Source organism: Sporolactobacillus shoreicorticis, from assembly GCF_024125445.1.
GTDB lineage: Bacteria > Bacillota > Bacilli > Bacillales > Sporolactobacillaceae > Sporolactobacillus > Sporolactobacillus shoreicorticis.
This window is the reverse complement of the sequence record NZ_JAMXWM010000016.1, coordinates 1-21,937: the sequence shown is the minus strand read 5'-3', so window position 1 is coordinate 21,937 and position 21,937 is coordinate 1. Positions and strand designations below refer to the sequence as shown.

Sequence of the window (21,937 nt, the reverse complement as noted above, 5' to 3'; positions counted from 1 at the left end):
GAGAATATCACGCAGTACCCGATCTGATCAGGATGACGATTAACTTCAAAACTTATGATATGAGGAGGAGCGGTGAAATGAGCAAGATAAAAAAACAGACGTGGCGATTTAATCATCCGATCTATTTAGCAGCTACAGGGACGGCTGTCGGTCCCTTAGAGGCCAGGGGGCCGTTATCAGGAAGCTTCGATAAAGAGTATGAACATTTGAATTGCGGTGAAAAGACATGGGCAAAGTCGGAACGGGCGCTTATGCGCCGAGCAATCTCTTTTTGCCTGGCGAAGGCCGGAAAGGCAGAAGGCGATATCGATCTGTTCCTGGCCGGTGATCTAATGGACCAAAGCGTAACGTCAAATTTCATTGCACGTGAGAATCGCATTCCTTTCCTCGGTATGTTCGGAGCTTGCTCCACATCAATGGAAACGCTAGCGACGAGCGCACAGCTTGTTGACAGCGGGTTTGCTGATCATGTTTTGTGTGCGGTCAGCAGCCATAATGCAACTGCAGAGCGGCAATTCCGTTATCCAACAGAATATGGCGGACCGACAAAATTAACCCAAACCTTCACCGTAACCGGTGCCGGGGCAACCCTAGTTACAAAAGAACCGGGAAAGGTCAGAGTGCGAGAAGCGACAATAGGAAGAGTCATTGACTGGGGAATTGACGACGCGAGCAATTTAGGTACTGCAATGGCACCTGCTGCTGCCGACACAATTTGGAATCATTTTCAGGATACAGGACGTAGCCCTGAGGATTACGATATGATCGTTACTGGTGATCTTTCCAGCGTCGGTTCTCCGATTCTTGATGAGATTCTTCTTGAAAAGGGCTTAGATATTACGAATGTTCATCAGGATTGCGGAACGATGGTTTATACACCGGATCAACCGGTAAACGCCGGAGGAAGCGGTTGCGCTTGCTCTGCTGTGGTTACTTATGGCTACTTGTACAATCGACTTGCTGAGGGATCACTGAGGCGCGTGCTTGTTGTTGCAACAGGTGCACTGCTCAACAGTTCGACCCCAAAAGAGAAAGAAACAATTCCGTGTATTGCACACGCCGTTTTGCTTGAATCAGCAAAGGAGGGACAATTGTGATTTTTTTGTATGCCTTTCTCGTTGGCGGCACCATTTGTGTCATCGGACAAATTTTAATGGATGTCTTTAAATTGACCCCTGCTCATGTTGTCGCAGCTTTTGTGGTCATAGGCGCGCTGCTTGATGTATTTGGTATCTATGACCATTTAATTGATTTTGCCGGTGCGGGCGCTACAGTCCCGATTACCAGCTTTGGTCATTCACTGCTGCACGGTGCTATGTCGGAGGGCCATGAACATGGCTATCTGGGGATTGCAATGGGAATCTTCAAGCTGACATCGGCTGGTATTACATCGGCGATTTTATTTGGGTTTTTGATCGCTCTGTTTTTTAAACCAAAGGGTTGAACCGGCAGCATTATGGAGGAGTCATAATCATGGAAAATCAAAAAGAACGGTTGCCCATTCATACGGACATTGCTGATAATGCGGATACGATGCAGAAAACTCTTGATTTCGGTCCGCATAATTTTGATGTTGGTTTAAGAGAAATCAGGTTGCTTGATCGAGAATGCCGAATATATTATACAAACAGCTTGGTAGATTCCAGCATCCTTGTTGTCATGATGCGCGAATTTATGCGCTTCTCCAATGAAAGTTCAAAGAATGTTGATGTGTTTCAGGAAATCAAGCAACATTTAGTGCATCAGCAGGTCGAAGAAATTAATACGATTAATGATGCTGTAGACAAGGTGCTGACCGGACGTATTGTTGTGTTTATTGACGGTGAAACAAAGGCATTATGTATTGATTTACGACACTACCCTGGGAGGCAGCCGCAGGAGCCCGATGTTGAAAAGGTTGTGCGCGGTTCTAAAGACGGATTCACAGAAAATATTATTGAAAATTCCGGCCTTATTAGAAGACGTATCAGAGATCCTCGTTTTCGTTGTGAACTAACACAAATCGGTGTCCGTTCAAAAACGGATGTCTGCCTTTGCTATTTGAAAGATGTGGCTAATCCCGGTTTGATTAAAACGATTCGAAAAGAGTTAAACGCGATAAATGTAGACGGTATTCCTATGGCAGATAATGCACTTGAAGAATTTATTTTAAAACAAGGTTGGAACCCGTTCCCGCTTGTTCGCTATACCGGCCGACCGGATGTGGCTGCAGTACATTTGCTTGAAGGTCATGTGGTGATCATCACCGATACATCACCAAGTGTTATGATCTTGCCGACGACGCTCTTTCATCACGTGCAGCATGCGGAAGAGTATCGACAGGTCACCGCTTCGGGCGCGTTGCTTCGCTGGTTTCGTTTTCTGGCAATTTTGGCGTCTGTATTTCTTGTTCCATTATGGCTCCTGCTTGTTGAAGATCATTTACTGCCGGATTTTCTCAGCTTTATCGGTCCGAATGATAAGAACTTCAATGTTCCGTTACTTCTTCAGATTCTCATTGCTGAGGTAGGTATCGAAACACTGCGACTGGCTGCCATTCACACACCGACATCGCTATCTACCGCACTCGGACTCATTGCCGCGGTATTGGTAGGACAAATAGCGATTGAAGCAGGAATTTTTGTTAATGAGGTCATTCTCTATACTTGTGTGGCTGCGATCGGCGGATTTGCAACACCTAGTTATGAACTCCAATTAGCAAATAAAATGGCTCGTATCGCCTTAATTTTGTCAGTAGGTTTGTTTCACATACCTGGTTTTATGATTACTACAACGCTGCTTATCATTTATTTGTCGCACGTCGTAAATTTGAATACACCCTATTTGTGGCCGTTTATTCCATTCAATCCAACGGGACTTTATAATATTATGATTCGTCGTGCACTTCCGACATCAATCGTTCGGCCAAGTATTGTGCGTCCACTTGATAAATACCGCCAACCTGCAAAAGGCAAGACGAAGTAATCTTGTCTTCCATAGTAAATCATGATACACTAACACTAAAATTTTGATCGTATTCAATTTTTCGGAATTGTGCCGATTTCAGAGGAAAATGGTGGCTCCGGCTGTGCTGTTAAATTAGTTTTGGGCGACTTGGGGCGTAACCATGAAATGGGATCGAGAGACGGAACATTTTCCTGCTGATCAGGGGATTTTGCTATTGATTAAGCAGTTTTGTCTTTCGATGGGGGAGGTAGTTTATTGTACGGAACACAAGCAATTAACGGCCGGGGACATCTGTGTATCGGCGGCATTGATACGACAGTGCTCGCCAAAGAGTACGGGACACCGCTTTATGTCTATGATACGGCTTTGATTAAAAGTAAGATCAATGAATTTAAACAAGCATTTGCACGGCATGCCGGCGTAAATTGGCAGATTGCTTATGCCAGCAAAGCATTTTCATCGATTGCCATCATTCAGCTGATTGATGAACAAGGGCTGTTTCTGGATGTTGTATCTGGCGGTGAACTGTATACGGCATTAAGCGCAGGAATGAACCCAAAGAGGATTCACTTCCACGGAAACAATAAATCACACGCGGAATTAGCGATGGCATTAGACGCGAAAATCGGAGCCATCATTGTCGATAATTTTTTTGAATTAGATCTTCTTGAAAAAATGTGCGCAGATCGCAATCAAGAGATTGATATCTTGCTCCGCGTTACTCCGGGGGTAGAGGCGCATACACATGAATTCATTATGACAGGTCAGGACGATTCAAAGTTCGGATTCAATTTGGGTAATGGAATGGCGGAGCGGGCGGTGAAACAGTCGCTTCAATCGCTGCATCTTAATTTGATCGGCATCCACTGTCATATTGGATCTCAGATTTTTGAAACAGACGGATTTGCTGGTGCAATCAAAATAATGATAAAGCATGTGAGTGCATGGACACATGATTTTGGCTTTCAGCTTCAGGTGCTCAACGTCGGCGGCGGGTTTGGTATCCATTATACGGATAGTGATCGTCCTCTGCCCATTGAATGTTATATCGATACCATTGTGACTACGGCGAAGAAGGAATGTGACTGCTATAATTTATCATTGCCGTCACTGTGGATTGAACCGGGGCGTTCAATTGTCGGTGAAGCGGGTACCACGTTATATACAGTGGGCTCATCAAAAGACATTCCAGGTATACGCAAGTATTTGTCTGTAGACGGCGGCATGTCGGATAACATTAGACCCTCGCTCTATCAGGCCCAGTATCAGGCAATCTGCGCCAATAAAGCCAATGAAGCTGCACAAAGTCAGGTTGCCCTTGCTGGAAAATGCTGTGAGTCTGGTGATGTTTTAATTAAGGAGGCATTTTTGCCCGAGTCGTGCACGAACGGCGATCTCATTGCTGTGTTCTCAACAGGAGCTTATGGTTATTCTATGGCTAGTCATTATAACCGTATTGCAAATCCTGCTGTTATTTTTGTTGAAGATGGGGAAGCTTCACTGGTCGTGCGCCGAGAGACATATGAGGACTTAATTCGTCAGGATCTTGCGCTCAAGGATTTATCGCGGAACAACTGAACCTGTGGATGTGAACAATCGAATGGATGCACAGGTCTGTTCTTTTGGTTATAATATAAAAAGTGAACATAATTCCTAAATATTTTGTGAAGATTTCGGTATCTCATAGTTATGAGGGGTTCAAAATGCTGATTCGCTATAAGAAGAGTTATGAAAAGATAGCCATGGGTCTGCTGTCTTTTATCCCGTCTGAAAAAGAGATAAAGCTACTGCTGCAAACCATCAAACGATATGAAGATGAAGAGAGCTGGCAGCTGTTTTTATGGAAAGATGATGAAGATGTACTCGGTGTGATTGGAATTCAGATGATTTCCGACCATGAAGCGGTTGTTGAACATATTAGTGTCAATCCGTCTTACCGTGCTGAAGGTGTCGGCAAGAAGATGATTCTGGCACTCGGTAAAATGATTGGCGAACAGGTACACTTGGTTCCTTCCCAGACAATCAAGTCATACTTTGACAAATGTTTTGAGGAAGGCGATGAAAAGGAAACCAATTCATAAACTGGTTTCTTTTTTTTGCCTCTGCACCTTATACATAAGAAAAAGAAGAATTCACGGAATACATGTTCTGTGCTATGATTATGGCATTAAGTTTGGAATCAGGGGGATACGGCTTGGAATACAAAGTGAAAATTGATGCTTTTGAAGGCCCTCTTGATTTGCTTCTGCATCTGATTAAAAAACTTGAAATTGACATTTATGATATTCCGGTTGCTGAAATCACAGATCAGTATTTGGACTTTATTCATCATATGCAAAAACTGGAATTGAATGTTGCCAGTGAATATTTGCTGATGGCAGCAACACTGATTGCAATGAAGAGCAGGATGCTGCTGCCGAAACCGGAGCTGTTAAATGATGAAGATGATGATTCCTATGAAGATCCGGAAATGACACGCGAAGCACTTATGCAACAGCTTCTCGATTACCGACGTTTTAAGGAAGCTGCGGAAGCCTTGAAGGATAGTGAGAAGAAACGTCTGCTGCTGTTTGCTAAACCGCCATCGGATCTGACACGTTATGAGAATAACGATTTAACGACGATACCGCTTTCGGGAAGAGCAACGATGCATGATATGCTTCGTGCGTTCCGGCGTTTAATGCTGAAGAAAAAGTTGGAGCAGCCGCTGAACACGAAAATTGACCGGCAGGTATTACCGATTGGCCAGCAAATGAATTTGGTTTTACAGAAATTGAAAACATCGGATCATGGTTTATCCTTTCACTCTATTTTCTCTTATCCAGATCGGACGCATCTCATTGTCACCTTCCTTGCTCTGCTTGAACTGATGAAGATGAACGCTGTCACATGTGTGCAGAGTGCAAATTTTGATGACATATTGATTAATCTTGGAGAAGGAGCAGATGATTTTGAAGCCAACGAAAATCCGTTCGATTATTGAAGGCCTTCTTTATCTGACAGGAGAAGAAGGGTGTTTGATCGAACAAATAAATAAAGTGCTTCCCGAATGCACCAATCAAGAAATTATAAATTACGTAGAACAAATGAAAAAAGATTATGAGGCAGATGAGGCGAGCGGATTGATGATTGTTGATCAGCCAAAGGGTTATCGTCTGACAACAAAGCCGTTTATGGCGAACTACGCGGAATCATTCGCAGCTATACCAAAAACTGCACCGCTTTCACAGGCAGCACTTGAAACGGTTGCGATTGTTGCATACAAGCAGCCGGTGTCGCGTATCGATATCGAAGAAATACGCGGTGTCAAGTCGGAACGGGCACTGCAGACGTTAGTCGTCAAAGGACTCATTAAAGAAGTAGGAAGGGCAGAAGGCAGCGGCCGGGCGATCCTTTACGGTATTACGCCTGTGTTTCTCGATTATTTCGGTTTGCATGACTTAAGCGAACTTCCGCCGCTTTCTGAAATGATGAAGCATCAGAACGAGCAGATCGATGCCTATGATTTATTCTACGATCACTATAAAGAAACGATTAAAGAACTTTAAAGGAAAGCCCGGATTCTTAGCAGCATGTGTCCTCAACAGATGGCTTAATTTGGAAAATCATCGTAATGTATAAGCACTTAAAAAGCTATTGGCATCCATTTGTTAAAGGAATTTTCGGACAGGTTATTGCTTTTGCCTTGTCTGTGCCGGCACTTGCTGCCGTTCCTGCCATAATTGCAGCCGCTATAATTCACGGAAGTTTTTTATCGCCTCCGCTTCTTTTCTTGCTTGAAGTTTTGTTCCTTGTACTTTTTGCCGCCGTTGTTCTTGCTTTTTATTTCTGCTGCTTGGCCGAGAGGACCACTGTTGTCTGGTGTGCTTTATCTGCCGCTTGTCTTATTCTCTGGTTTATTTTTTTTCAGGTTGCGAAGTTTTATATTTGAATGAAAAAAATCATAATCTGCTTGTCCCGGCATAACTTGTTACCAAGGGTGTCCAAAAAATTCCGGGAAAAGCAATGAATACGTTGCATTCTGGCCAGGCTCTCTTTGCCTGATCTTCCCGGTTCGTTTGCCCTTCTGAAAAAGTCCGACTGGATCAGGACAGGGGATGGAATTTGTGGGGATTGTATTAAAGAGAGTCTTTTTTTATCTGCTTTGCTTTGCATTGATTTTTGCTTTCTTTCCGCATATAACAAGGGCCGCGGAACCTAAAGTATCCGCGCAGTCTGCTGTGCTTATGGATCAATCGTCCGGACGCGTTCTATTTAAGCACAACAGCAATGAGAAATTACCTATTGCCAGCATTACTAAGGTTATGACAGCGATTCTAGCTATTGAATCCGGCAAAATCAATCAAACATTTACAGTGAGTCAAGAAGCACTCCATACAGAAGGATCGTCCATATATTTAAAGGCCGGAGAGAGAATGAAGCTTGAAGATATGGTGTACGGACTCATGCTCCGCTCAGGAAATGATGCATCACGAGCCATTGCTGAAGCGGTAGGGGGTAGTGAATCCGGGTTTGTTCTATTGATGAACGAGAAGGCACGTGTACTTGGAATGACCAATACCCATTTTACGAATCCTAACGGTCTTGAAAATCCGGATCATTATTCAACCGCCTACGATATGGCGCTGCTTATGCGTTATGCGATGGAAAATGCACAATTCCGCAAAGTCGTCGCGACAAAAATTCACCGCGTTTCCGCTACTAATAAAGAAGCGGCACGGGCGTGGAAAAATAAAAATAAAATGCTTCGCTTGTATAAATATGCGACCGGAGGAAAAACAGGTTTTACTAAAAAAGCGAGAAGGACACTGATTTCAACCGCGTCAAGAAATCATCTTGATTTAATTGCGGTCACCTTAAATGATGGTGATGATTGGAAAGATCATCAAGATCTGTTCGATTGGGCCTTTGACAGATTCAAGCCGATTCAAGTCGTAAAAAAAGGAAAATTAAAGGCACATGTCCATCCTTTTTACCAAAATAAACTCTATGTGAAGCGCTCTATAATACTCCCTTTGACCAACAGTGAAAAAAATCAGTTGAAAAAGAATTTATTGCTTATAAAGCCAAAGAAGGATCCGCATTGGAAGCCTGCATCGCCTGCAGGACGTTTGAACGTGTATGTGGAAAAGCAGAGGCTTGCTTCGCTCCCTGTCTATTATCATTCAAATAGTAAGAAGAAAAAAGGAATTTGGTCGCGTTTTAATGGTTTTCTGCATGCAATCGTTACTGGGGAAGGCCGATAAGCCTATGATCAATATAATTTGGGTCGCTCTTTTTCTTATCGGTATGGGTTATGCTGCCGTTAATGGAACAATGGATCAGGTTAACAAAGCATTATTCACTTCAGCAAGCGATGCTGTGCAAGTTTGCTTCGGATTGATCAGTGTTTTGATCTTTTGGATTGGGTTGATGAAAATAGCAGAGAAATCCGGATTGTTGGATAAACTGAGCCGTTTATTCAAACCGGTGATGAAAAAGATTTTTCCTGAGGTACCACCGGATCATCCGGCAATGGGCTATATCTTATCAAATACAATCGCAAATATGTTTGGACTTGGAAATGCCGCGACACCAATGGGAATTAAGGCAATGGAAGAGCTCAAGCGGCTCAATGGGGGGAAAACGACACCAAGCCGATCCATGATCACTCTGCTCGCTTTAAATACATCGGGGCTGACGTTAATTCCAACAACGGTGATTGCGATCCGTATGAAATATGGAGCGTCCGTACCGACAGAGATTGTTGGTCCAACCTTAATTGCAACATGCTGCACGACTGCCGCGGCTCTTTGCATTGACCGTTATTTCTATCATCGAAGGAAACGAAAGGGGAGAAAATGATGGGTTTAATCACAACGTTTTCAACCTGGCTTGTTCCTTGTCTGATCGCTATTGTATTACTCTATGGAACATTGAAAAAAATCCCTTCATACGATGCTTTTGTTGAAGGAGGAAAGGAAGGATTCTCCTTAGCCATATCGGTGATGCCTTTTTTAGTGGGGATGCTTGTTGCCATAAGCGTGTTTCGTGCTTCCGGTGCCATGGACGCATTGCTCCACCTAATCGCTCCACTGCTTTCGGCTGTCGGAATGCCTCCGCAAGTTCTTCCACTTGCGCTGATGCGTCCGTTATCGGGGACAGGAGCGCTTGGATTAATGACTGATCTTATTCATACTTATGGTGCTGATTCGTTTATCGGCCGGCTTGCATCCGTGATGCAGGGGAGTACAGATACGACTTTTTACGTTGTTACGGTCTATTTTGGCGCAGTAGGTATTCATCGAATAGGCGATGCGTTGAAAGTCGGTCTGCTGGCGGACTTAGTCGGTGTTATCTGTGCTGTATGGATCGTAACTTTAATGTTCAGCTGAGCACACATTGCTGTCCGGCAGGGCTTTTTCTCCATGATTCATGCGCTATTAATTTACGGGCTCATTTGTTAAAAAAATGAGCTTTTTATGAATAAGCTCATTTAAGTAGTAAATAAGATTCTTTAGCAAATCCTTGCTTTAATTATGTAAATGGAAAGTGAATAAATAATGAAACTTGAGAAAACATTTTCGGCGCGTTATGATATTTCTGAGGTGGAAGGATGGAACGTTTACAAAAAATCATTGCCAGAGCAGGCGTCGCATCACGGCGCAAAGCCGAACAACTAATCGTAGAAGGTAAAGTACAAGTTAATGGTGTTACCATTACGGAACTTGGTACAAAGGTATCGGTAAACGATAAGGTGACTGTTAATGGCATACCGCTTGACAAGGAAAGGCTCGTCTATTATTTATTTTACAAACCGACCGGCGTGATCACGACTGTAAAGGATGACCGCAACCGAACAACTGTTGTTGATTTTTTTAAACAGGTGCCAGAACGTATTTTTCCGGTCGGCAGGTTGGATTATGATACATCAGGGGCTCTTTTAATGACGAACGACGGTGAGCTCGCTAACAAATTGATGCATCCAAGTTTTGAATTTGATAAGACGTACATAGCTCATGTTAATCCGATCCCAACTAAGGATCAATTACGTCAACTCGCTTCAGGAATTCGTTTGGAAGATGGCATGACCGCAAAGGCTCGCGTTCAACTGCTCGTTTCCGATAAAGAGAACGGAACGGCTTCGGTTCAGCTCACGATACATGAGGGAAGAAATCGACAAATTCGCCGCATGTTCTCCGCTCTGCATCTTCATGTTCGTAAACTGAAACGCGATCGATATGGATTTCTTGGATTGACTGGACTGCATCCGGGTGAAAGTCGTGCATTAAAACCGCATGAAGTGAAAACATTAATGCATATAACGCGACATTCATAAATAATACTGTATTTTTTAAAGAAGTTGTTTAAAATAAGACATAGGATTGACACAAATGCAAAAAAAGTCAGCTTTTGTATTTTGAAACAATGGAATGAGTCATAATCGAACAACATCTATGTATTTCCTTAAGTGGGTTAGCTCGCAGAAATCATCTTTGAGATCGGTAAAGTGATAAAGAAGAGAGATAACGACGGACTTGGGCGAAAAAGGGAGGATCTGAATGGAAGAGAAGAAAGCGGCGATTCTGCTTGTTGATGATGAAGAGAGAATCCGTAAGCTTCTAAAAATGTATCTTGAGCGTGAAAATTATGCAATTGATGAAGCGGGAGACGGAGAAACAGCGCTTCAAAAAGCATTGGACAAAGATTATGATTTAATTCTCCTTGATCTTATGCTGCCGGGTATGGACGGCGAAGAAGTATGCGAAAAACTGCGTGAATTTAAAGCGACACCGGTGATTATGCTGACTGCAAAAGGCGAGGAAGCAAATCGAGTTCAGGGATTTGAAGTCGGCACAGATGACTACATTGTCAAACCGTTTAGTCCGCGAGAGGTTGTGCTTCGCGTAAAGGCTTTATTGCGCCGTTCCTCAAAAACGAAATTTTTGGAGACTGAAACGACGACGAAAAATGTGATCGTATTTCCTCACTTGATGATTGATCACGATGCGCATCGCGTAAAGGTCGATCAGCATGAGGTTAATTTGACGCCTAAGGAATATGAGCTTCTCTATTATCTTGCTCAAAACCCGGATAAGGTATTTTCAAGAGAGCAATTGCTTAAGGATGTCTGGAATTATGAATTTTTTGGTGATCTTAGAACGGTGGATACTCATGTGAAACGACTGCGTGAAAAGTTGAACAAGGTTTCTGAAAAAGCAGCAGAAATGATTATTACTGTTTGGGGTGTTGGCTATAAAATTGAGGTCGATTCCGCAACATGATGATTTGGCGCAGTATGATCGGCAAACTCTGGGCAACCATTATTGCAATCGTTACAATCGTACTCCTGTTCCTGACTTTGTTTTTGCTGCAATTTTTTGAAAACAGTAATATTCAGCAAGCAGAACAGCAAATGGAAAAAATTGGTGTAAAATCAGCACATTTACTCACAAGTACATCGGATCATACGGTTAAAGAAACACTCAAATCGGTAAATGATATTGCGGATGTATATAATGCGGGTTATGTGCTGATTATTGATGACCGGGTATACAGCGGTCCTAAGGGGGATTCCAATCCCGGTCTGACGCGCAATTTTTTTGAAACGGATGCGGTATTGAAGGCTGTTCTCAATGGAAAAGAAACGGTGAGTAAGGTCGGTTCTTTTCAAGTGCAAGAGAGGAATAAAAAGGTGAGCAGACGGCTGCTGATTGTCGGTGTTCCGATACAGAAAGATGCAAGCGGGCATAGTGCTGTGTATATTATTCAGCCTGTTCAAATTGCACAAAGCGCACTCGATCAATCGAGAAAACTGATTTTTATTTGTGCCGGTTTTTCCATTCTGCTCACCACATTTTTCGCCTTCTTTCTCTCAACACGAATCGGATCTCCGCTGCGAAAGATGAGAAAAGCTGCACTCCAAGTTGCGCTTGGAAACTTTGATATGAACGTTCCTGTTATTACGCGTGATGAAGTCGGCGATCTGGCTGTTGCTTTTAATAATATGAGAAAAAAGCTGAAAATGAATATGAATGCTCTGAATCAGGAAAAAGAACAACTTTCCGGAATTTTGCAGAATATGGCGGATGGCGTTCTCTTGATGAATATGAATGCGCAAATAGCCGCCAGCAATCCTCCGGCAGATCATTTTATTTATTCCTGGAACTATGAGCATAGCACGGAATCAAACGAACGAAAAACCCCTGATCTTTTAAAAGCACTGTTTCTTGATGTATCAAAAGACGGTGTGCAAAAAGCGCGCGAATTGAGTGTTCAGGGGCGTGTTTGGGTAGTAATCATGAAGCCTCTCTATGATAAAGAAAAAATACGCGGTGCTGTGGCCGTGCTGCGTGATATGACCGAGGAAAGGCACAATGATCAAATGGTTAAAAGTTTCGTAGCTAATGTAAGCCATGAATTGAGAACGCCGATTGCGATGATGCAAGGCTATAGTGAAGCGATTATCGATGATGTTGCTGAAAGTGCCCAAGAAAAGAAAGATATGGCACAAATTATATTGGATGAATCGAAGCGAATGGGACGTTTGGTTAATGAACTGCTCGATTTAGCTAAGCTTGAGACGGGACACTTCCAGCTTGTTCGCCGTGAAATCGCGCTTGATGCGTTTTTTCAACATATTGTTGTGAAATTCAGCAGAATAGCCAAAGACACAGGAATTGAAGTAAAATCCGAATTAGCAGGAGTGAACGGTCAATCATTTTTCTTGGATCCTGATCGTGTGGAGCAGGTCATGACAAATCTTATTGACAATGCGTTACGGCACACACGAAGGGGCGGCACGGTATGCGTCGAGGCCTACATTGAGGAAAAATTGCTTTATGTCTTTGTTCGTGATTCTGGAGTCGGCATTGCTAAAGAAGATATTCCATTTGTTTTTGAACGCTTTTATAAAGCAGATAAAGCAAGAACAAGAGGAAAGGCGGGCACCGGGCTGGGTCTGGCCATCGCGAAGCATATTGTTGAGGCACATGGCGGCGAAATAAGTGTTAACAGCATAAAGGGAGAAGGAACCACATTTCAATTTACGCTGAGATGTGATGATCGTTCCCGCGACTAAATTAAATCCAAGGAATAATACCGGCAAATGATGAAAGAGGTTTGAAGCAATTATTTTGCTTCAAACCTCTTTCATGTACACAATCAGATGATTAAATGCCGGCAGCGTGATCTGTCTTTCCGTTAAACGGGGTATCTGAGATGCGAATGGATTCGGTTGGGCAGCCTTCATAAGCATCGGCAAGATCCTCAAGTAATTCTTCAGGAACAGCAGTGTTGCCTTTGTTGTCATCTAGGAGTGCAAAGGCAATACCTTCATCATCATAATCATACAGATCCGGAGCGGTCGCTGCACATGCGCCGCAGGCAATGCATGTTTCTTTATCTACGATTGTATATTTTTCATCCATAGCTATTTCCTTTCCATAATCTACTCAGATGACTTTCACATCTTTATACGCGATCTTTTTTATTTTAGCGATGTTAAACGATCATGTTGTTTCTTGGCTCCTTTTCATGGTTGATGATTTTGGAGGTGAACGTAGTTTCACACTTCGTTCATCAAGCAGATGAACCTTTCAGAAGGCTGAAAGAAAGGCATGATTCTAGGCTGTTCACGAATGAGCCAAAAAATAGTGACGGACAGCATAATTTTTTAACACAGCTCTTATTTTAAAGAAGCGGTTGGATCTTTTCAATAGTATTCACCGATTGAATTCATGAACATTTGTCGAAACATGGCTTGGAAAAGGGTAAAATAAAAGAAAGCATTGTACGATAGACAAGCACGGATTGGAGTTGGTGCCCTAATGTTCAGCGAGGCGCTTCTTCTGTTCCTGATTAGGCAGTTCCACGGAGAACGTACTGTATCAGGAATATATCATTTATTAAAAGGCAAACAATCGTCTCAAAGCATACAGGACAGTTATTTGTTTGGGGTGAAGCCGTTCTTTCATTTATGTGATGATTTGGAACGTCAATCATTCCAAAAATTAATTGAACGTCTGCATGATTGTGGGTGGATACAGTGTGTAAATTCAAAACAGACAACCTTCATTATCACTGAAGCAGGAAAGAACAAACTGAATAAATCTGGTATTGAACATACGATTCCAGATGGTGTTAAGATAACGAATTACGTAACGACTGAAGGACAATTCTGGCTAAAACTGCAGCTTCTTATTCAAACATTATCGGCACTCCGCTATCATGAGACTGCTTTTCTGCCAATAACCAAGCAGCCACCGGTGACCGAAGCGATTCGACGTATTGTTTTGAATCGTTCACTGACTCGCAATGAATTAGCTCATCAATTGTATCAAGAACTATGCCGATTGTTGACTCATATTCCCCGAGCTGAAGCAGATCTGTTTGCAGCCCAGTTTTCCGGATATCAAATGATCGGGCTTACCATGAAACAAATCGCCGACGAATCCGGGAAGGATCTGTATGAATGCCGAATGCTTTTCAAATCGGCACTCAGAAGACTCATGGCGGATGTATCAAATAATAAATCGCGTTACCCTCTTGTTGCTTCATTAATAAGTCCTGCAGTGAGCAGCCTTTCGAACACTGCCGCGGTTACGCTGCGTCTCTTGAGGTCCGGTCTCTCAGCTCTGGAAACAGCAAATCACAGAAATTTGTCACTGAGCACGATTGAGGATCATTTAGTTGAAATTGCGTTGAAAGAACCAACATTTGACTTGTCTGAGTACCTTGCCGAAGAATTGGAGCAGCACATAGTTGAGCGTGCACATCGCCTGAATACGCGTCGGCTTAAAACGATTAAAAACGACCTGCGGGAAAATGCTTCCTATCTTCAAATCCGCTTAGCTCTTGCAAAAAATACACTTCGATAAAGGTGAGGATTTATATGGAGAAAATGATCGATTTAGACGAGGAAGATTGGCTGCGCCAGGCTAAGACAATACTAAAGAAAAAATTCGGCTATCGTCAGTTTCGCACGGGACAGCAGAAAATCATTCAAGACGTTTTAAACGGTAGGGACGTCTTTGCGATGATGCCGACGGGGAGCGGTAAATCGCTATGTTATCAAATTCCCGGGTACATGCTTAATGGTACTGTATTAATTGTTTCACCGCTTTTGTCATTAATGGAGGACCAGATTAAGGCATTGCGTTCCGCGGGTGAAATGCATGCGCGCGCATTGAACGGAATGATGCACGCACGAGAACGTGTCCGGGTGCTTCGCCATTTGCGTGACCTGCGCTTTCTCTATATTTCTCCGGAGATGCTTTGTCGTTCTGACATACGTGAAGCCTTGGCGAAAATAAAAATCTCCCTTTTTGTCGTTGATGAAGCACACTGTGTATCGCAATGGGGACATGAATTCAGACCGGACTATCTGCACCTCGCCCGTATCCGAGAACAGCTTGGGCATCCTGCCTGCCTCGCTGTGACCGCGACAGCGGATGAACGTGTGCGGGAAGATATCATTCGATCTTTGGGGTTGCATAAGGCTGCCCAGACGATCATGAGCGTTGACAGAGCGAATATTGCACTTGTTGTTCGGGAAGTCTCAAGTGACGATGAAAAAATGGAACGTTTGTGCACGCTGCTTCGCTCCACACGGCTTCCGGGAATTGTTTATTGTGCGAGCCGCGACTGGACTGAGAAACTGGCTCAACTTGTGCACTGCAAACTCGGAATCAGGGCCGCTTTTTATCATGGCGGAATGGAGGCACTTGATCGAAGAAAAATACAAAATCAATTTTTAGATAATCAGTTAGATCTTCTGTGCTGTACCAATGCCTTTGGTATGGGGATCAACAAGCCTGACATTCGACTCGTTGTTCATTTTCATTTTCCCGCAACAATGAATGCATACCTTCAGGAGATCGGCCGCGTTTCACGTGACGGACAGCAGGGTCTTGCCGTTCTGTATTATTCACCGCAAGATAATCAATACCCTGAGGGATTTATTAACAGTAATTTTCCGGAGGAGAGCTTTTTGCGTCATATTTATTACGAATTAGACAATGGAGTCCTGACGATTAAAAATAAAGATCAGTTTTTGAACGATTTACAGGAGCGGGGATCGAGCGAAACCGCTGCCCGTTTCATTTATGAACGAGTGCGTGAAAAGCCTGTACATCAATCCTTTCAATCAATTTTTAAACGAAGCAGGTCAATTATTGAGCAGCGCCGAAGCGTATTGCTGCGCGATCTTCTCGTCATGAAGAACTATTTAGCAGCAACAGAATGCAGACGAACTTATTATTTAAATATTTATCATGAAAGTCCAGGGAAAAAGCCTGTTTATTGCTGTGATCGATGCGGGATCAGTCTTGCTGATTTTGATCAGGCGAACTTTGATGATACGGTGATTCATCGGGAACAGCTGATGAATTGGAAAGAAAGACTGCCCTATATTTTTAAAGAAGGTGATCGGTCGATGCAATGAACCGATCTGATCATCATTTTTCCAATGCTGAACTACGTCGCGCGCTCTATGTATCACAAGGTCTGCTTTTGCTGCTGTCCGTCGTGTTTATTTTGATGTTCCCTGCATCCTTTCTTCCGACAAAATGGTATGTATTCGGTTGGATGGATCTTATGATTGGTGTTTGTTTCGGAATGGTTATGGTTGTGCTCCAGGCGATGATTGAGCATATTTTGCCGCGCGCATGGTTTGATGACAAGGGGATTGATGAACAGCTGTTTCATGCCTTTCCTCTGCCGGTGCTTGCTCTTATTATGGTTGCTGTTTCTTTAATTGAAGAGACTCTGTTCAGAGGTATTCTTCAGCATTTACTCGGATATGCTGCTGCCAGTCTCATTTTTGCCTTTGTACATGTTCGTTATGTGACAAAGCCGGCACTTCTGGCAATAACTCTTGCCCTGAGTTTCGGTCTCGGTTTTCTGTTCATTCAAACCAATAGCCTGACTGCACCGATCATCGCACATTTCACAATGGATACATTGGCTCTTGTGATCAATGATGTGAAAAGGGGGCGTCCTTGATACGTTCAATAATGACTTGTAAGCTGTGATTGTCCTAATTTTGTGGTCACACTCATATTTATGAGTATGAGAGAGGTGGAGGACATGTCGCTTCAGGAGTATCGCGATAAAGGTCGGATTTCCGGAATCACATTCACTATTTTGATGGAGCTCATTAAAAGGAAGAAGGAAAAAGACAAATGGAAGCGCAGAGAAGCAGTTCTTGGTCTTTGTCTTACATTGTTTGCAAGTATTGGAATTATTTCTATTTTTTTCATTTATCCCGGTACGCTCAATTCGATGCATCATCTGCATACAATGATCAGCCGTCCGTCAAGCTGGGCTTTCCTCATCCTTTGCGGCACTTTTCTTTTTTTCTTTACTTATTGTCACGGGGAACGTGAGGATGCTGAGGATGATTACGACGAATTGCGGGAAGAAGTTATTGACCGTGAGAAAGAGCTGTGGCTGAAAGATCAGCCCGACCAGTTTGGCGACACTGTTCGATATGGGATTCTTCGATATTTGAAAAAAGAATTTGATATCAATTTATTCTATAAGTAATGATAAAACGACTGCTTCCAATCTGTTGAAAAGCAGCCGCTCAATCGCTTGTCTTGTTCGTCGTTAAAACACTCTTTTTTTTGATTGTTCTTCTTTAAGCAGTTCGACGGCTTCTCGGAATCTTTGCGAATGAACGATCTCACGCTCGCGTAAAAAGCCTAAGGAATCATTGATCTGCGGGTCATCTGAGATATTAATGATCCATTGGTAAGTCGAGCGCGCTTTTTCTTCCGCTGCAATGTCTTCATACAAATCAGCGATTGGATCGCCCTTTGACTGAACGCCCATGTCGAACTTCTGACCGGCAGCATTGTGATAGTAGACGGACTTGCCATGATCGACATAATGTTCGCCCAAACCGGCTTCCTTTAATTGTTCCGGCGTTGCGTCTTTTGTGAGCTTGTAAACCATTGTAGCAATCATTTCCAAATGGGCGAACTCCTCGGTCCCAATGTCATTGAGCAGGCCCATAACCCGGCTGGGTATGGTGTATCTCTGATTCAGATAGCGCAGGGCCGCAGCAAGTTCGCCGTCGGCACCGCCGTATTGTTCAATCAGGAATTTTGCCATCCTTGGATTGCAGATGCCGACGCGCACCGGATACTGCAGCTTCTTTTCGTAGTACCACACTTAAATCCGCCTCCTCGGTCATCAATTATACTTGCCACGGCCATGGTGTATCCTTCCATTGCCACGGATAAGCGGATAAACTGTGCCCGAACTGTCTCAAAGGGCCGTACCGTGCTTCGAATCCGTCACGAAGTTCGGCACTTTTCTTAGCAGTTGAATTGAACTGCTTCAGTGCTTCAAGGTCATTAGGATGAGTATCCAGATAAAGAGTCAGTTCAACAAGCGTAAAGTCGACGGCTTGAAGTGCCTTCAGATCAGAGTAATAGCTGTCCGGTACTTGTGTTGGTTCATCCATCTGTGTTCAGCTCCCCTCTTTTTGAGAGATATGGATTGGTATATGGTGTAAAAAGTCCCGGCCATAGTGTGCCGTGAGCGAGTGCTTCAAACGGCGAGAACTGTTCCATGCCCTGCGGCTGAAAACCAAGATAGAGCTGCACGGGTGTCTCATAAGAAATTGGTCCGAGCGGCGGACATGGATCATAGGGACTGACGTATGGGATATACCATTTTCTAGATGTTGACAAATCTGTGCCTCCTTTCTCAACTATTTTTCGATTCATCAGTTCTTTATATGCTGCTCCAGCTTGTACATAGACCGATTGATTCCATTGATTTTATTAATCAGGACCGTATAAACGCACATTCGTTCGAATCTTTTAGCAGAGGCACGGCTATATGCCTTATGATGCGGAGTGATTTCCAATGACTGTTGATCTATTGGCTGCAATGATGACCTTTTTTGTATTATTAATTGCTTACATGTTTCGTGAAGCGCACTTGAATCGTTTAATTTCCATTAACCTTGAATTTGATGAGCTGCCCGAACCATTTATTGGAGAGAAACTTTTTTTTATCTCAGATATTCATCGACGTACGATTTCGAAAAAATGGATCGATTCGTTTATGTATTCTCCAGACTATATTCTTATTGGAGGGGACCTCGCTGAGAAAGGTGTGCCGCTTGCCAGAGTCCGCAAAAATATCAAAATACTGTCGGAAATTGCTCCCGTTTTTTTCATTTGGGGGAATCATGATTGGGATTTCGGATATGATCGGTTAAAAAAGCTGCTTGATGAAAGCGATGTTGTGATTTTAGACAACACGACATATAGTGTAAGAAAAAATGGTGCGACTCTTAATTTTTCGGGTGTAAATGATTTGCTGCATCATCACGCGAATTTAAATAAAACACTTGCCGCGCGAAAAAACGGAGCACCTACGCTATTGTTCAGTCACAATCCGAATATTAAGAAGGTACTGACAAAGCGAATGGGTATCGCTTACTGCATTTCAGGACATACGCACAGCGGACAAATTAACTTATTTGGATTTACTTTGAAAGAGAAGGCAGGGGTAAAAGAGCTGCCATTTGGAACACTAATAATCAGCAGCGGTTACGGAACAACCAAACTGCCTTTGCGTTTAGGTGCAAAGCCTGATGCATTAATGCTTACTTTCATGCGGAAACAAATTGAAAATGTGTAAAAGCATGTACAATTATGTCTTTGCGTTGTATACTACATTCAAGTCTCTCGTTCGACGATTTGGTAGGCGAATCTGCTCTTTGCTCTCATCATCATTGTTGGATACATGTCCTGGCAAGAGACACCGAAATTCGTCAAGATCATATAACTATAGTATAGGTTTGCGACACTACACAAAAGTGATTAGGCTGGACGGCAAGGAGGATATTTGCGATGCGACTGGAACGTTTAAATGGCGACAGGATCAAAATTTTCCTGACTTTTGACGATCTCAAAGAACGAGGCATTACAAAAGAAGATATGTGGCACGACTTGCCGAGGGTCGAGAAATTATTTCGGGACATGATGCTTGAGGCGGATGACGAGCTGGGTTTTGAAGCATCCGGCTCGATCGATGTTGAAGTATTCTCTCTCCCTGCGCAAGGAATGGTTGTCATTGTGTCAAGGGGAAGAAAAGATCGTGATGATGATTCCGACGATGACTTTGAAGATGATGAGGATTTCATTCAAATGCAGGTAACTTTGGATGAAAGTCAGGACGTACTTTATCAGTTTGAACAATTCGATGATGTGATTGCATTATCGAAAGCACTTTATGATTTAGGGGTTCGAACAGGAAGCCTTTTTCTATTTGAAAACAAATATTATATACATTTTAATGAACAGCACTTAACGGACGCATTTGATATCGAAACGCTTGTCGCTATCCTTGCGGAGTATGGAAATACATCAACCATTACCATTTACAGACTTGGAGAATATGGTAAATGTCTGATAAAGGACATTGCCATATCCGAGCTATATCGCTATTTTATTAAAGCTCCGCATTCTTAATCACGCGGGGTTTTTCCCTGCGGTTGCATAATCAGGTTAAGGATGGATGATTGCTACATTAGACTTTATGCAACAGCATGCCTCTTGATGAATCAATAGCTGCGTCAAATGGAAAGACGACAGAGAAAATGTTCTGCAGAAGAAGAGAAAGGAAGATTTGGGTGTCGGTTGATCAACACGATCTTATAACGAAGCACAAACGCTTCTTAGCATCGGCTCAGGCGATGATCGAAGAAGCGCTTGTTGAACTCGGCTATTCGCAGGATGTGTTTGAGCTGTTGAAGGAGCCGCAGCGGATGCTGTCTGTTCGAATACCCGTAAAAATGGACAACGGACAGGTACGCATCTTTTTGGGTTACAGGGTTCAACACAGCTTTTCAACAGGACCAACTAAGGGCGGCGTTTTATTTCATCCTGAGGTTTCGGAGCCCTTGATGAAAGCTTTGTCTATGCTGAACAGTCTTAAAAACGGTTTGCTCAATATTCCATTCGGCGGTGCGAAAGGCGGCGTCATCTGCGAACCTAGGGAGCTGTCTTTCCATGAGCTTGAACTTCTAAGCAGAGGATACATACAAGCGATTCGTTCCGTTATCGGACCCTATCAGGATATTCCGGCTCCGGATATTTTCACCAATTCTCAGGTGATGGCCTGGATGATGGATGAATACAGCAAATTATGCCCAGATCAGTCGGCCGGATTTATAACAGGTAAACCAATTGTTCTTGGAGGTCTGAAAAGCCGCGAAAATTCGGCCGGCCGAGGTATCGTCTTATTTATTTCCGAAGCGGCGAAAAAAAAAGGTATTGATTTGCAGCATTCAACCGCAATTGTGCAAGGATTCGGGTCACTGGGAAGCTATGTCGCCAAATCGCTGGCAGATTCGGGTGTGACCATTACCGGGCTATCAGATGCCTATGGGGCGGTTTATCGTTCGGCAGGATTAGACATGAACACATTGATTGAGTGTCGGGACAGTTTTGGAACAATAACCAAGCTTTACAAGCATACGCTGACAAGTCAGGAACTTGTTGAAAAGCCATGCGATATTATGGTGCTTGCCGCTGTCGCGAACCAAGTTACAGTTAACAATGTTCTTAAAATCAGAAGTAAACTTGTGGTTGAGGCCGCGGATGGAGCGGTATCCGATGAGGCTGCCGATTGGATGACACAAAATGGAATTCTTTTTATACCTGAAATCTTGACCAGTTCAGGTGATATGACTTCCTCCTATATTGAATGGGTTCAAAACAGACAAGGCTTGATCTGGAGCAAAGAGGAGGGCGAACGCCGAGTACGTCAGATCTTGGCAGATGCGTTTACGCGTGTTCATAATATTGCTCAGGAACGCGGTATTTCATTGAAGACAGCGTCCTGTTTCGCTGGTGTATACACACTCGCAGAATCTGCACGTGTTCGCGGTTGGATTTAAATGAATGAATGATAAATAAAAAAGTAATGATATTTTTAAACGATTATGTGTGTCCATAATCGTTTTTTTTGTGCAGTAAAAACGATC

25 protein-coding genes are annotated in these 21,937 nt (G+C 43.2%); 21 read left to right on the top strand and 4 right to left on the bottom strand.

What is annotated here, in order from left to right; genetic code table 11:
- Positions 1-77 precede the first annotated feature (77 nt).
- The 14 genes from spoVAD to NIE88_RS13330 all read left to right on the top strand — a co-directional run bounded on the left by spoVAD (position 78) and on the right by NIE88_RS13330 (position 13,006).
- Positions 78-1,097, top strand: coding sequence for a stage V sporulation protein AD (gene spoVAD / locus NIE88_RS13395; protein ID WP_253062808.1), 1,020 nt, complete (start codon positions 78-80; stop codon positions 1,095-1,097).
- Complete coding sequence (spoVAE, locus tag NIE88_RS13390) at positions 1,094-1,444, top strand: stage V sporulation protein AE (protein ID WP_253062807.1); 351 nt, start codon at positions 1,094-1,096, stop codon at positions 1,442-1,444. Before spoVAD ends, spoVAE begins: the two co-directional genes overlap by 4 nt.
- Before the next feature lie 29 nt (positions 1,445-1,473).
- Positions 1,474-2,964, top strand: a complete 1,491-nt coding sequence (locus NIE88_RS13385) for a spore germination protein (RefSeq protein ID WP_290446484.1) — start codon at positions 1,474-1,476, stop codon at positions 2,962-2,964.
- A gap of 237 nt (positions 2,965-3,201) precedes the next feature.
- The gene (lysA, locus tag NIE88_RS13380; protein WP_253062806.1) at positions 3,202-4,524 is read left to right on the top strand and encodes a diaminopimelate decarboxylase; all 1,323 of its coding nucleotides are present in this window, start codon (positions 3,202-3,204) and stop codon (positions 4,522-4,524) included.
- Positions 4,525-4,649: 125 nt separating this feature from the next.
- Positions 4,650-5,027: a GNAT family N-acetyltransferase gene (locus tag NIE88_RS13375; protein WP_253062805.1), complete on the top strand. Its 378-nt coding sequence runs from the start codon at positions 4,650-4,652 to the stop codon at positions 5,025-5,027.
- A gap of 113 nt (positions 5,028-5,140) precedes the next feature.
- Complete coding sequence (locus NIE88_RS13370) at positions 5,141-5,929, top strand: segregation/condensation protein A (protein WP_253062804.1); 789 nt, start codon at positions 5,141-5,143, stop codon at positions 5,927-5,929.
- Entirely contained in the window at positions 5,898-6,494 is a 597-nt protein-coding gene (gene scpB / locus NIE88_RS13365) for an SMC-Scp complex subunit ScpB (RefSeq protein ID WP_253062803.1), read from the top strand. Before NIE88_RS13370 ends, scpB begins: the two co-directional genes overlap by 32 nt.
- 65 nt (positions 6,495-6,559) lie before the next feature.
- Positions 6,560-6,877, top strand: coding sequence for a hypothetical protein (locus NIE88_RS13360; protein WP_253062801.1), 318 nt, complete (start codon positions 6,560-6,562; stop codon positions 6,875-6,877).
- Between the two features lie 175 nt (positions 6,878-7,052).
- On the top strand, positions 7,053-8,192 hold the full coding sequence (locus NIE88_RS13355; protein WP_253062799.1) for a D-alanyl-D-alanine carboxypeptidase family protein: 1,140 nt from the start codon (positions 7,053-7,055) through the stop codon (positions 8,190-8,192).
- Between the two features lie 4 nt (positions 8,193-8,196).
- On the top strand, positions 8,197-8,790 hold the full coding sequence (locus NIE88_RS13350; protein ID WP_253062797.1) for a nucleoside recognition domain-containing protein: 594 nt from the start codon (positions 8,197-8,199) through the stop codon (positions 8,788-8,790).
- On the top strand, positions 8,790-9,320 hold the full coding sequence (locus NIE88_RS13345) for a spore maturation protein (protein ID WP_253062796.1): 531 nt from the start codon (positions 8,790-8,792) through the stop codon (positions 9,318-9,320). Before NIE88_RS13350 ends, NIE88_RS13345 begins: the two co-directional genes overlap by 1 nt.
- Positions 9,321-9,541: 221 nt before the next feature.
- Positions 9,542-10,264, top strand: a complete 723-nt coding sequence (locus tag NIE88_RS13340; RefSeq protein ID WP_253062795.1) for a pseudouridine synthase — start codon at positions 9,542-9,544, stop codon at positions 10,262-10,264.
- Positions 10,265-10,487: 223 nt separating this feature from the next.
- A complete protein-coding gene (locus NIE88_RS13335) occupies positions 10,488-11,210 on the top strand; it encodes a response regulator transcription factor (RefSeq protein WP_253062794.1) in 723 nt (240 codons plus the stop codon).
- A complete protein-coding gene (locus NIE88_RS13330) occupies positions 11,207-13,006 on the top strand; it encodes an ATP-binding protein (RefSeq protein ID WP_253062793.1) in 1,800 nt (599 codons plus the stop codon). Before NIE88_RS13335 ends, NIE88_RS13330 begins: the two co-directional genes overlap by 4 nt.
- Positions 13,007-13,097: 91 nt before the next feature.
- On the opposite strand, the gene NIE88_RS13325 is transcribed toward NIE88_RS13330, so the two are convergent.
- Positions 13,098-13,355 (bottom strand): ferredoxin, encoded by a 258-nt coding sequence (locus tag NIE88_RS13325; protein WP_253062792.1) that lies wholly within the window; start codon positions 13,353-13,355, stop codon positions 13,098-13,100.
- 399 nt (positions 13,356-13,754) lie between these two features.
- Between NIE88_RS13325 and NIE88_RS13320 the strand changes: the two genes are divergently transcribed.
- The 4 genes from NIE88_RS13320 to NIE88_RS13305 all read left to right on the top strand — a co-directional run bounded on the left by NIE88_RS13320 (position 13,755) and on the right by NIE88_RS13305 (position 17,472).
- Positions 13,755-14,804, top strand: coding sequence for a YpbB family protein (locus NIE88_RS13320; RefSeq protein ID WP_253062791.1), 1,050 nt, complete (start codon positions 13,755-13,757; stop codon positions 14,802-14,804).
- 14 nt (positions 14,805-14,818) lie between these two features.
- Positions 14,819-16,369, top strand: a complete 1,551-nt coding sequence (locus NIE88_RS13315; RefSeq protein ID WP_253062790.1) for a RecQ family ATP-dependent DNA helicase — start codon at positions 14,819-14,821, stop codon at positions 16,367-16,369.
- The gene (locus NIE88_RS13310) at positions 16,366-16,929 is read left to right on the top strand and encodes a CPBP family intramembrane glutamic endopeptidase (RefSeq protein WP_253062789.1); all 564 of its coding nucleotides are present in this window, start codon (positions 16,366-16,368) and stop codon (positions 16,927-16,929) included. The genes NIE88_RS13315 and NIE88_RS13310 overlap by 4 nt, the downstream gene beginning before the upstream one ends.
- Before the next feature lie 84 nt (positions 16,930-17,013).
- On the top strand, positions 17,014-17,472 hold the full coding sequence (locus NIE88_RS13305) for a DUF2663 family protein (protein WP_253062788.1): 459 nt from the start codon (positions 17,014-17,016) through the stop codon (positions 17,470-17,472).
- Positions 17,473-17,535: 63 nt separating this feature from the next.
- Here NIE88_RS13305 and NIE88_RS13300 read toward each other — a convergent pair whose 3' ends face one another.
- From NIE88_RS13300 to NIE88_RS13290, 3 genes are read right to left on the bottom strand one after another with little or no spacing between them, the layout of a single operon-like run.
- Positions 17,536-18,102, bottom strand: a complete 567-nt coding sequence (locus tag NIE88_RS13300) for a manganese catalase family protein (protein ID WP_253062786.1) — start codon at positions 18,100-18,102, stop codon at positions 17,536-17,538.
- Between the two features lie 25 nt (positions 18,103-18,127).
- Positions 18,128-18,397 (bottom strand): spore coat protein CotJB, encoded by a 270-nt coding sequence (locus tag NIE88_RS13295; protein ID WP_253062784.1) that lies wholly within the window; start codon positions 18,395-18,397, stop codon positions 18,128-18,130.
- The gene (locus NIE88_RS13290; RefSeq protein ID WP_290446483.1) at positions 18,390-18,626 is read right to left on the bottom strand and encodes a spore coat associated protein CotJA; all 237 of its coding nucleotides are present in this window, start codon (positions 18,624-18,626) and stop codon (positions 18,390-18,392) included. Before NIE88_RS13290 ends, NIE88_RS13295 begins: the two co-directional genes overlap by 8 nt.
- A gap of 178 nt (positions 18,627-18,804) precedes the next feature.
- Between NIE88_RS13290 and NIE88_RS13285 the strand changes: the two genes are divergently transcribed.
- From NIE88_RS13285 to NIE88_RS13275, 3 genes are all read left to right on the top strand, one after another.
- The gene (locus NIE88_RS13285) at positions 18,805-19,587 is read left to right on the top strand and encodes a metallophosphoesterase (RefSeq protein ID WP_253062780.1); all 783 of its coding nucleotides are present in this window, start codon (positions 18,805-18,807) and stop codon (positions 19,585-19,587) included.
- Between the two features lie 212 nt (positions 19,588-19,799).
- Positions 19,800-20,420, top strand: a complete 621-nt coding sequence (locus tag NIE88_RS13280) for a genetic competence negative regulator (RefSeq protein ID WP_253062778.1) — start codon at positions 19,800-19,802, stop codon at positions 20,418-20,420.
- A gap of 224 nt (positions 20,421-20,644) precedes the next feature.
- Positions 20,645-21,850: a Glu/Leu/Phe/Val family dehydrogenase gene (locus tag NIE88_RS13275; protein WP_253062920.1), complete on the top strand. Its 1,206-nt coding sequence runs from the start codon at positions 20,645-20,647 to the stop codon at positions 21,848-21,850.
- Positions 21,851-21,937 lie beyond the last annotated feature (87 nt).